This is a genomic window from Methanosarcina sp. UBA411 (assembly GCF_002495725.1).
GTDB lineage: Archaea > Halobacteriota > Methanosarcinia > Methanosarcinales > Methanosarcinaceae > Methanosarcina.
On sequence record NZ_DAGK01000019.1, the window covers coordinates 1 to 11,170 of the forward strand.

9 protein-coding genes and 1 pseudogene are annotated in these 11,170 nt (G+C 42.5%); all 10 read right to left on the reverse strand.

Annotation, left to right across the window (positions count from 1 at the left end; genetic code table 11):
• Positions 1 to 377: 377 nt before the first annotated feature.
• A complete protein-coding gene (locus BP861_RS07275; RefSeq protein WP_292373959.1) occupies positions 378 to 740 on the reverse strand; it encodes a hypothetical protein in 363 nt (120 codons plus the stop codon).
• 515 nt (positions 741 to 1,255) lie between these two features.
• Entirely contained in the window at positions 1,256 to 1,585 is a 330-nt protein-coding gene (locus BP861_RS07280; protein ID WP_292373961.1) for a hypothetical protein, read from the reverse strand.
• Between the two features lie 779 nt (positions 1,586 to 2,364).
• On the reverse strand, positions 2,365 to 3,039 hold the full coding sequence (locus BP861_RS07285) for a PHP domain-containing protein (RefSeq protein ID WP_292373963.1): 675 nt from the start codon (positions 3,037 to 3,039) through the stop codon (positions 2,365 to 2,367).
• Positions 3,040 to 3,496: 457 nt separating this feature from the next.
• Positions 3,497 to 4,807 (reverse strand): GTPase HflX, encoded by a 1,311-nt coding sequence (gene hflX, locus BP861_RS07290; protein ID WP_292373964.1) that lies wholly within the window; start codon positions 4,805 to 4,807, stop codon positions 3,497 to 3,499.
• Positions 4,804 to 5,199 carry a DUF2209 domain-containing protein gene (locus BP861_RS07295; protein WP_292373966.1) on the reverse strand — a complete coding sequence of 132 codons (396 nt, stop codon included), beginning with the start codon at positions 5,197 to 5,199 and terminating at the stop codon, positions 4,804 to 4,806. Before BP861_RS07295 ends, hflX begins: the two co-directional genes overlap by 4 nt.
• A gap of 160 nt (positions 5,200 to 5,359) precedes the next feature.
• Positions 5,360 to 6,412, reverse strand: a complete 1,053-nt coding sequence (gene endA, locus BP861_RS07300; RefSeq protein WP_292373968.1) for a tRNA-intron lyase — start codon at positions 6,410 to 6,412, stop codon at positions 5,360 to 5,362.
• Between the two features lie 280 nt (positions 6,413 to 6,692).
• Positions 6,693 to 8,177, reverse strand: a complete 1,485-nt coding sequence (cfbB, locus tag BP861_RS07305) for a Ni-sirohydrochlorin a,c-diamide synthase (protein WP_292373970.1) — start codon at positions 8,175 to 8,177, stop codon at positions 6,693 to 6,695.
• 94 nt (positions 8,178 to 8,271) lie between these two features.
• Complete coding sequence (gene cfbC / locus BP861_RS07310; RefSeq protein WP_292373972.1) at positions 8,272 to 9,069, reverse strand: Ni-sirohydrochlorin a,c-diamide reductive cyclase ATP-dependent reductase subunit; 798 nt, start codon at positions 9,067 to 9,069, stop codon at positions 8,272 to 8,274.
• 50 nt (positions 9,070 to 9,119) lie between these two features.
• Complete coding sequence (gene cfbD / locus BP861_RS07315; protein WP_292373974.1) at positions 9,120 to 10,232, reverse strand: Ni-sirohydrochlorin a,c-diamide reductive cyclase catalytic subunit; 1,113 nt, start codon at positions 10,230 to 10,232, stop codon at positions 9,120 to 9,122.
• A gap of 328 nt (positions 10,233 to 10,560) precedes the next feature.
• Positions 10,561 to 11,170: pseudogene (locus BP861_RS07320) on the reverse strand (coenzyme F430 synthase); the annotation flags it as partial.

An 11,170-nucleotide genomic window follows, 5' to 3' on the forward strand; every position in this document is an offset into this window, starting at 1 on the left:
CTATAAGGGTTTCTATATTAGTAATTAACTAATTTCCACAGAAAACAGACTTCTCTAAATAAGGGAGTTAACATCTTTCATGCCGGAATGCTGACTATTTGACATAAACCTGACATAAAAATCAAGGATAAGCTTTCTGTGGCAACAGTCTAAATGTTAATATCAACGCAAGAAGACCATAATGATGTTTTTTGTTTGTTTTGTTTCGCGCATATTCACGGCTAGAGCCTGGGTTTCGATAAATAAAACCGTATGTCTCCACATGTCCAGTTAGAAGTTCTTTTAAAAAATGAAGGAATGTTAACGAGGAAAAGAAAGAATTCGCCCTGCAAATTATTTTTTCTGAAAAATAGAAATGTATATTTTACAAACCAGTTTTATACACACCGTCTCGGGTTTGCGACCTCTTTTTTAAGAATTTCCATCCAATCCGGAGCCTGCACGCCGGGGTATTCATATCCTAAAAGAAGGACCTCGCTTAACTCTTCGTCTTCAACCGGCACATACCCGGTTACTTCATACGTTGGAAACGGAACCTGGAGGACTCCTTTTACAGTCTCGTCACCTTCAAGTTTCGTAAGCCTAGTAAGATTCTCAGTAAAAAGTACTTCTTCGGCACTGCTTGCAGTCACAATAGGTATTGTACGAATCGAGTGATACATGCACGATTCAACCACAACGAATCCAAGTACGAGTTCTTTCCAGATCATGGGCTTGTTCTGGTCAGTTGTTTCTACCATTGTTTACCCCCAACTAAACATTCGGTTTAATAGGTTTTGAGCTTATAGAAATGATATGACCGTAATCGATAAGTCCTTTTCTTTTGAGAAAACTATGTTAGAAATTCCTTTTCTACAAAAGTTTTGGATTCTCAAACTAGATAAAAACAAATTTGACTATAAAATTGAACTGAATTCTTAAACAAAGAAAAATAAGTAAACAAAAGAAAAACAAGTAAACAAAAGAAAAACAAGTAAACAAAAGAAAAATAAGTTAAGATCTAAGCAATTGAAGTGGAAAATTGTAGTACGTAACCTCAAAAATACTTAAGACATCTTTTAATGTGTCCAGGATATGAGTTTAACTGTAATGTCTATCGTGTCTTGTATTGTGTCAACTGCGTAGATCTCGATTTGTATTTCTGTTTGTATGTTTCTTTTTGCCTATTTCTTTTTGTTCAGGTATGAATTATCGTCTCAGGGGATGTCATTGAAAGAAACACTCCACAGGGGGACACAGTAGTGAGAGTACCGGATCACAAATCGTATAACTTCTTTCCGACACTGTATCCTGCACCGTATCCGTCTTTAAACCCATTAAAATATCCGCCATCATATCCGGAATCCGGCCCATAGTAGATCGCGAGGAACATTCGCGGATCTTTACCGGTTATACCATCTATAAACCCGGCACTGTACCCTTTTAAGTATCCTTCCCAGTAGCCGCGATCATAGCTGTCATTGTTTTTTTCATATTTTACAGATGCAGCTGCGCTTACGGACGAAGCCGCCATCGAAGCTACAAAAAGAACTAACAGAAGAATACTTAATGTCTTTCTTATTCTTTTAGATATTTGTTTTCCCATTCTTTACCCTCCAATTTTTTGTTTAATTTTATCTAGATTTTTTAGTCATCCATTTTACTACGATTGGTGTTTTAAACCTCTGAATATTTATCGCGTTCACAGCAATTTTTTAATCTTCATCGGCTAGATTAGCCCTACTTTGAGATTAATAAACCTGGATTTCAATTGCTGTTCAACTTATATTCATATCACTGGGGGGTATATAAGAAGGATAGAAGAAATTCTCCTTACGTTTATTAATTATAGAAAAGAATGAATAATAATAATCTAGATAGATTAAAAAATGGGATTTGATCTCCTAATATCACAAAAACGCTGTTGGGCCGATGGTTATAATACTCTATTACCCACCGATATCAGTGAAGAGGAAGCACAGGAAGTAGTATATGGTAGTAAAAAATATATTATTAAACACAGTATAATTTTACTTTATAATTGATATAAATGAGAGGATAAGATGATAGGGATCTCTGAAATAATTGTGTTCAACATAATATCTCTTGTACTATATCTCTTATACTCTTAGTATTAATTTTGAGGCTGCTTTTTAAGTTAAAATGGAATTAAGAATAAAGTGGAGGCTGTAAAATGATGGGAGTCAATGAAATAATAGCGATTGCGCTCAATGTAATATACCTGTCATATTTGTGGTAGTGATCGTTAAATTACTCCGTAAGTTAAAATGGGATTGACAGTTAATCAATCGTAAATAAACAATTGTAAGGAAATTGCAATTCCTCTAAAGTCCCAGACAATGTTAAAATTTCATTTTGACTCCTTCAGTCTTTACGAAACAGTTTTTTCTTAATTTTTCGCCTGGCACTGCCTGACATCTGTTTAAGAATAATGGGCGTGGGTGTATTTTTTCCTGCAGGAGCAACTTTTCCTTCACGAATTGCTTCCAGCACGGCTTTTAGGGTATTTTCCGACGCATCGATTTCGGTGTATGCTTGGCCTACCATTTCGGGAATATGGGAATCGCTTCCTGCAACGCCTGGGATTCCAAGTCTCTTTGCCTCTATTGTGGCTTTTCGGTTGGCTTTATTAAAAAGGCAGCGGGAGTTAAAAACCTCAACGGCATCAATGTCAAGCCCTTCGAAACTCCCTATTCCATGGGAACTGCGCTTGAATGGGTGAGGAACAATAACCGTGCCCCCGAGTTTCCTAGCTCTCTCGATCGTTTCTTCGGGGCTCAAAAAAGGCTCGATATTCTGTCTGATTCCAAGAACAAGGATATGCCCTTTTGAAGAAGTAACCTCCACGCCTGGAATAACCGTAAGCTCAAGGCCAAGATCCAGAGCCTTTTTTTCACAGGCAAGCCCGCCTTCCACAGTATCGTGATCACAGAGAGCAAACCCATCAAGCCCCTTTTTACGTGCGACTTCAAGGATGTCGTCGTGTCTTGATTTGCTGTCTTTTGAATACTCGGAATGTACATGCAGATCGAATTTCATGCTAACAGGTGAATGATAGATGAATTTATATAAATTTTGAAAAGGAATTTACTCTGCATGTATTTTTTATAACAATGCTTAAGAAATACAAAATGTTTGTTTATTCATGAACAACATTTTCTTAGAAATGAGAGAAAAATCCTAGAGGAATTGCGAACGGGCAGAAACATAGCAAAAATCTGGTTTTAAGGGTGTAGTTTAGGATATTAGGAGGGTCTGATGTCTTCAGTAGACACCCGTTCGCATGTAAACAAACAACTTCTGGATATAAATATCTTTCGTAAATATACGAACTGTATTTCGGTCATACGATAAACTCTCTGATAAAAAGATATTGGAAAATGCTCTGTCAATATTCCAGTAATTTTTATAATATTCAAAAAGCTTTATACTCTTCAGAAAAGTCTGGGAATGTTACGCGTTCCCAGACTTTGTCCTTTTAAAATTTGGATAAAAATCATTCTTCCCTTATGGTTTCCTTAGGTTCAAGGAGAGCATGTACCCGGTTAATTATCTCGGTTCTTGCTTCATAATCCACAAGTATCCTCTCTCCGAATTCAACCCTGTGTACGATTCCTTCTTCATACAACCAGGAGAGAATTGACATTCCTTTTTCCGAATTAGGAAGGGAAAGAGAGCAAAAACACCAGGGGGGTAGGTGCTTTATTATCTCGGCTTTTAGTGCAGTCATGCCGATACCTTTTTTTGCGGAAACAAAGACCGGATTAGGGGCCATATAGCCTATCTGTTCCATAATGGCGTCAAATTCGGATTCCTCAACCAGATCGGCCTTGTTAAGCACGGTAATGATGGGCACTCCCTGAATCCGGTCCCAGAGAGTATCGTGAGATGTTGAAAGTTTCTGCAGGATCGTTTCGGGTTTTTCGCTTGCATCCACGACCAGGAGTATAAGATCCGAGAGAAATATTTCATCAAGAGTAGACTTGAAGGCATCAATCAGCCAGTGAGGAAGATCCTCTATAAATCCCACGGTATCGGTCAAAAGAGCTTTTCGTCCTCCAAGGTCCAGAGCTCGGGTCATGGGCACAAGCGTTGTGAAAAGCATATCCTTTGCCTCGACACTTTCATTTACAATAGCGTTGAAAAGCGTGCTTTTTCCGGCATTTGTGTATCCTGCAAGGGAAATTAAGGAAAAGCCTTTCCTGTGCCTTAAAACCCGCAGGGACTCATCATCCTTTTCTGCAGATTCGAGTTCATTCTGAATCCTTGTAATCCTCTTTTTCAGGTCCTGTTCATAAGAGTCCTCGTAGTCTCCAAGCCCCATGAAGCCTGCCCTTTCCTCCTTTTTAAGGAGAGAAACAACCGCTCTTGCCCTAGGTACCTCGTATCTCAATCTTGCCAGTTCAACCTGGAGTTTCGAGCGGTGAGTCGTTGCCCTTTTTGCAAAGATTTCAAGGATAAGCTGGAATTTATCTATAACCTGGCATCTGCAGATTTCCGAGACATTGAAAAGCTGGGTTGTAGAGAGCCTGTTATAGAAAATCACTTTCTCTGCACCCGTACTCCTGACAAGTTCGGCAAGTTCCTCAATTTTTCCCCTGCCGAGCTGGTACTTTGAGTCGGGATACCTGGTTTGCTTAAGCTCCCCAACCGTCAGGTAACCTGCAGCTTTTGTAAGCTCTCGGAGTTCCTGAATGAGATATTCTTCACTTTCAGGGTCCGAATTGGGAATTGTTCTTTTAACGAGAATTACCCTGTTCCCGTTATTGGATCCGTTACTGGATTTTTTTTCAGCTAAAATTTTCATGCCTCGATTTCAAGTTCCTTTATCAGTAGATTACGGGCGCTCAGGGAAATATGGTGCACGAGTTCAATTGACCGTCTCTCGGCAATCGATTCCTGATACTTAAAAGCCCTGGAAAACATACTTTCGGTCACCCATATGGGTTTATTATACATATCCCCCTTTTCTGCCACAATCGTACCTTCAAAGGAAAGCTGGTCAGCCGTATCTTCGATTAGCTGCACGACATCTAGCAAGCGGGGAGCTCTTTTTTGCCAGAGGGGAAGGATTTTGATCTGCTTGACCTTTTCGATATGGCTAGCCGAAACCGTAAGCGCTGCGGCTGCACATACCATATAATAACCTCCTTTAATCCTGTGCCTTCCAGAGATGTCTACTGCAATAATATCCCACATATACTTCACCCTCGGCTGAATATCTGACTGTTACGAAATTCTGATTGCTATGAAATTAAGAAAGATTAATATCTGGGAAAAATCCCCTCAAAATACCAGACTAGAATCTCAGATTCTGATCTCATATCAAAATGTCAGATTAGAATATCATATCCAAATCTTACATTTTCGTTCGGCTGATATCCAGGTATTCGATTTCTTCCCCTTTCTCTACCGCAAAAAGCATTGTTTTCCTAACACTGTTTGCAAGCCTGATCGCTCCGGACATAACCGAAAGCCTGAACTCGAAATCTGCAGGAATGGCGTTTACAAGGTATTCCGAATGCGGAATTTTTTCTATTGACTCTACCTTTCGGTATACCCTGAAATTCGTCCCGAATTTAAAACCGGTTTTGACCACATGCCCCGAATCCCTGAGATTTTTATATGCATTGTACTTTCTCAGGAAGGAGCTTTCAATCTCCGAGGCTTTTTCGATAAACTCTTCGAACGAAAACACTTTACCTTTCCTGTCCCGAACCGTTATTACGCCTGTGGAAAAGAGGTAAAGGGATTCTACCAGGGAAAGCTGAAGCCTTTCGGAGTCCAGCATTTTCCCGTAAAAGCCCTTGGAATAGAGAGTTTCCGAAGCCTGAGCATCCCAGACTATTACTCTGTCTTCCAGGAAAGTTGCATCGGTTTTGACGGCAGGATACGGCTCAGGCATTCCACCTTTAGGAACTACGGTTTTAACTTCATAGAAAGTAAGGTCACTTTCTTCATCCACCACAGCAAGGATGAACTGTTTATGCACATTCTCTGCCGAGGCAACCGAGTCCTGAAGGAGTTTTACAGAAAGGAGCTGCCTTTCCGACTGGACGTGGACAAAAATATTTGCCGCACTTTTGCCAGGGTGGCTGCCTCTGGGATACACCCGGAAATCAGCAGCTGACGGCTGGACATAATACCCTCTCTCTTTAAGATCCTTATAAACTATATATTTCAGCTCAAAATTCGGCTGTCTCAAAGAAGCCTGTTCGAAAAAGGCTCTAAAATCGAGCAGTATACCTTCGAGTTCGATATCGAGCTTTCCTCTGGATAGAAGAAAAGCAGCTTCTACAAGTGAGAGTTCAAGTCCTTCACCTTTAGGACGCCCGAAGTACCCAGTTTTATAAAGTTCGGCTACCGCTTCCTTTCCGGCAAGGACCCGGTCTCCTTTAAGTTGTGTTTTCAATAGATTCACCTGAAAAGAAAATGAAATGAAAATAAGTTCTTTACCTGTCTGGTTTGCTGCAGTCTAATTTATTATAGCGTAATTTCTCTTAATCTGGAGTCTAATTACATAATTTGTTATTATCAAGTTTGTTGTAATCCAGTTTATTGTAATCTAATCTGCTGTAATCTAATCTTGTTATAATCGATTAATATAATATTGCTTTTTCGACCGGCATATAGAAGGGGCAGGACTTGTAGACGTTGTTGACGAAGCCTGGAGATGTCACGGAATGCACGCATCACGGAATAAGCCTGGATTCACGAAACTTTCTTGCAGCCTCTACAAGTGAGCTCGCAAGCTCCCTATATGCAACTCCGTGCAGGTGGGCATAAGAGCCAAGGGTATTTCCAGAAATCAGCCCGTCCATGTCATTCTTTATGCCTGTTCCCCTTGACAGGGTTATTGCAAATTCAGCGTTTTCAGGAATTTCCCTTATCTCGGAATGGTGGAATTCGTGTCCCTTGAAGCTGTTGCCTTTTTTCCCGAGAATGCAGTCCTTATTAAGGGTTCCAATATTGTAACTGACTACTCTTGTCTGGCCCATAATGGTATGCCCTGGGAGCGCCCCAACCATTGAGTATGTGGATGCCGGCATTGAGGCATCATGATAGGTGCCTTTTCCGGGGATGCCTGTGCTTATTTTTTCCGTAAGGTACATAAGCCCCCCGCACTCGGCATAAATAGGCATGTCTGCAGCAGACGCCTTTTTTATATCCTGGCGCATGGACTCGTTAGCTTCAAGTTCGGCTGCAAAGAGTTCGGGATAACCGCCCCCTATATAGAGCCCATCAACCTCAGGAAGGGTTGGGTCTTTAACAGGGCTGAAGTAAACGATTTCTGCACCTGCAAGTTTTAGAAGATCGATGTTATCGCGATAGTAAAAGTTGAAAGCCTCATCCAAGGCTACCCCTATCTTTGGTCTGGATGCTCTGGAATCGGAAACCGAAGAAAAAATACTATTTTCAGGACTTTTCAGGGGCTTTGCACTTTTTGCAATTTCCAGGAAGCGGTCCACATCAATTCCTTTATTGATGATTTCCTTGATACCGTGAAGGCGGGCTTCAAAGTTTCCATCTCCAAACCGCCTTCGGCCTTCAAGAGCTGGCATAAGTCCGAGATGGCGCATGGAGATCTGCATCGAGGGATCTCTTGGAATTATTCCTATTGCCGGAATGCCAGTGTAATACTCGATTGCTTCCTTTGCTTTTTCGGCATGGCGGCGGCTTCCTATGTTATTAAGAATAACGCCTGCAATTTCAACATCAGGATCGAAGTTCTTGTATCCGTTGACAAGGGCAGCACTTGAACGGGTAATGCTCCGTGCATTGATTACAAAAATTACAGGGCAATTAAGGATCTTTGCGATCTGGGCAGTGCTTCCAAGGTCGCTTAAGCTTTCAAAACCTTCGTAAAGCCCGCGAACCCCTTCTATAATTGCAATATCAGCCTTTTCGCCGGCCTCGCAGGCATGGGTATAGACATCCAGAATCCCATTCTCATCCATAAGGTAGCTGTCAAGGTTCCGGCAGAACCTGCCAGTTATTTCAGTATGGTAACTCGGATCTATATAGTCCAGGGCGACCTTAAAGGGCTGGACTTTGTATCCCCTTGAAACCAGAGCAGCCATCAGGCCCATAGAGATTGTAGTCTTGCCTGAAGAGGAACGGTCTGCGGAAATGAGAACCCTTGGAATCCCTGTAATGGGTTGCCTGTCATTAAGCATTTTTCGATACCCCTGATTTGTTTTGCACGACGGCTAGTAGTTAACTACTTTTGCACTTCTTAACGGAAATTTCGTCGACCTTTGTCGCTCTGGTTTATTTTGTCAATTCCCTCAGCCGCTCATCGCTCAGGGAATCGGCTGTAACTCTTTTTTCGTTTTCAAGAATTGTTTTCCCAAGCTTGCGATATATATCTGCAATATCTGACTCGGGAGCTTTTTCCATTACCGAGTAACCTTCCCTTTCACAATCCTGAACTGCCTGTCTCTTAGGGATAAAAGCCATAAGCTGGCTGCCTATCTCTTCCGAAAACTTCGAGACGATTTCCTCTTCCCTGCTCGCATTTCTGGAATTGCAGATTACCCCGCTAAGCGGCATTCCTATCTTCGACAGGCCTTTGCAGATATTATTTGCTGCATAAAGGGGCATGTACTCACCTGAGGTCAGGACGTAAGCCTCATTTACAAACCCTTTCCTGACAGGGGCAACAAACCCTCCGCAGACTATGTCTCCGGGCACGTCGTAAATGATCAAATCTTGCTCTTTTAAGAGCTCTCCTGAAATGCTTTTCAGTTTCTGGATGGCAACAATAATTCCTCGCCCTGCACACCCTATGCCGGGCTCGGGGCCGCCGGCTTCTACGCATTTGACTCCTGCGTATCCTTCAAAGACTACATCCTCTTCTTTTACATCCACACCCTCACGCAGGAGGTCGAGAATGGTTGGAATTCTCCTGCCTCCAAGCAGGGTGATTGATGAGTCACTTTTAGGATCGCAGCCTATGATCATGACCTTCTTTCCTGCCTCGGCGCAAGCGGCGGCAACGTTTGAAGCCGTACTCGATTTGCCTATGCCGCCTTTTCCGTAGATCGCTATGACCTTCTGGTTTTTCAAAGGATTTTCCTCCTGATTTTTTTCTGGTTCTTTATCCTGGCTCTTCTTGTTCAGGCTTCCTTTGCAACTTCCCTTAAGGTAGCCCCAAACTCGGATTCTACAATCTCACTGACTCCCAGCGTTTTTGGGTGGAGGTCAATTTCTACTAGCACATACTCATGCCCCATTTCCTTTAAGGGCAGGACCTGTCTCGGGCCGTTAGTAACCGAAATCAGCTCCATGTTCCTTATGTGCTCCATAGGGATTGCGTGCGGAACACCCGTAATGACCGCAAAATCAAAATCACTGTATTTTTCCTTTATTAATTCGCTTACCTTTTCGCCTGCAATCGGGTACTCATCCATACCGCCAATAATTTCATGCACCTCAACCCCGTGTGCTTTGAGGTCTCTCATTATATACTCGGCATGCTGCCTTACTCTGGGAAGCCCGAGCTTTGGGTCGATATTTGCCATGTTGATAAGGTTTTCTTTTTTCCCGAGAGCTGCTGCAACTTCATTGACTGCAAGGGTAATGTCTGCAAACATATAGCCGGTTTCTTTTTTGGCATTCATGATGACAAGGCCTTTCTTGCCTTCCTTGAGGAGTTGAATCACACGCTTTGCAGCTTTATATTTGACATCCCCGCGGGAGGGGGCAAGGTATTCCCGGCTAGCAGCCCCAAACCTTTTTTCCACATCTGTGGCTTTTGCAAGGAGGTATTCCTGACGCTCGAATTCTTTATGGTCAATAATCCCTGCATCGAGTGCGGATTCCAGGGCAAAGAGCACTCCTTTTGTATTATTGTGATAGCCTGCGTGCACCTCAACTTCGATTACAGGGACATCTGGATTTGCCTCGAGCACGGCTTCGTGCATTTCTTCCCCGATAATCATGCTGGCGCAGGTTCCTACAACCCCGATAACTTTAGGGTTAAAGAGTTCCACGGATTTGTTAATAAGTTGTACAAGCCTGTCATGCCCTCCGAAAACGAAACCGTTCTCATCAAGGCCTGTGGTAACGACATGTATACCATCTTCTTCGAGCAGCCTTGCATGTTTAAAGGAACATCCTGGAGGCCCGTGCAGGATAGCGACATCGACATTTAAGTCTCTCAGAGTGTAAAGAGCCGCTACTATGGAACTTGGACGGGGATGAATAATTGAAATCTCTTTTCCAGCCATGAAAAATCCTCTTTTTCAGATAATTGGTGCTGATAAGAATAATAATGCATTTCCTTCTGAAATAATGCATTTCCTTCTGAAAGTTAATGTACCCTACGGAATTTGGATTACTTCCTGTACCACAAACGGGGTTGTGAAACACGATCAGTTGAACTTTATACGAGTAATGGAAACGAGTACAGATTGGAAGAGCCTGTATAAAACTCTATCATCAAAATTTCGGCAAAACGCCTGCAGCCTGACCCTAGTTTATGTCCAATTTATATGGTCACATCGGAGAATAGTTTCTCAATAATTCCTCAGTGAAAATCCTCCATAAACGGAATTCTTAACGGAAGCATTTTACCGAAGAGAGTATTATATCTTCGTCTTCTGCAAATCCCAAGGCTTTTGAGAGTCCTTCCGGAAGATCCTGTGCATAAGATATGTTTTCGCCAGCTACTGCCTTCATCCGTTCTCCTACTAGAATGACCTGCCTGCATTTTCTTCCGAACTTTTCTACAAAGCACTGCACGAGTTCAGGGGGTAATCCTTCACAGACTTGAGAAGCTTCTTCTCCCAGCACGAGGATGATGCCTTCCTTTTTTTCGTCCTTTTTCTTAAGGAGAGCATGCTCAAGGGCTTTTTCGGCTGAGAGGATATCCATGCCGGAGTTAGAGTTATCTATAAGGGAGATGCCGTTCATTTCCCTTTCCTGCATCCTGCCTGAAAGCCCCTTGAATTCTTCAATTACCGATATAACAGCTTCAGGGCCAATTCCAAGTTCGAGGGCAGCTGCCGATGCCGCAACAAAGGCAGTCCTGTAAGCTGAAATATTATACCCTGGTCGCAAGGAAGCTGAAAATATTTCTTTTCCCCTGTGTATGAAGCAAATACCAGAATCTGAGGACGTCGGAGGAGCGTGGAGCTCGGGTGAGCCTGCTGACTTTGATGAATCT

What these genes read in the sequence shown, in the direction of transcription:
- BP861_RS07280 (WP_292373961.1), bottom strand. Translation starts at nt 1,585, where the DNA reads ATGGGAAAACAAATATCTAAAAGAATAAGAAAGACATTAAGTATTCTT.
- cfbB (WP_292373970.1), bottom strand. Translation starts at nt 8,177, where the DNA reads ATGCTTAATGACAGGCAACCCATTACAGGGATTCCAAGGGTTCTCATT.
- hflX (WP_292373964.1), bottom strand. Translation starts at nt 4,807, where the DNA reads ATGAAAATTTTAGCTGAAAAAAAATCCAGTAACGGATCCAATAACGGG.
- BP861_RS07285 (WP_292373963.1), bottom strand. Translation starts at nt 3,039, where the DNA reads ATGAAATTCGATCTGCATGTACATTCCGAGTATTCAAAAGACAGCAAA.
- BP861_RS07275 (WP_292373959.1), bottom strand. Translation starts at nt 740, where the DNA reads ATGGTAGAAACAACTGACCAGAACAAGCCCATGATCTGGAAAGAACTC.
- cfbD (WP_292373974.1), bottom strand. Translation starts at nt 10,232, where the DNA reads ATGGCTGGAAAAGAGATTTCAATTATTCATCCCCGTCCAAGTTCCATA.
- BP861_RS07295 (WP_292373966.1), bottom strand. Translation starts at nt 5,199, where the DNA reads ATGTGGGATATTATTGCAGTAGACATCTCTGGAAGGCACAGGATTAAA.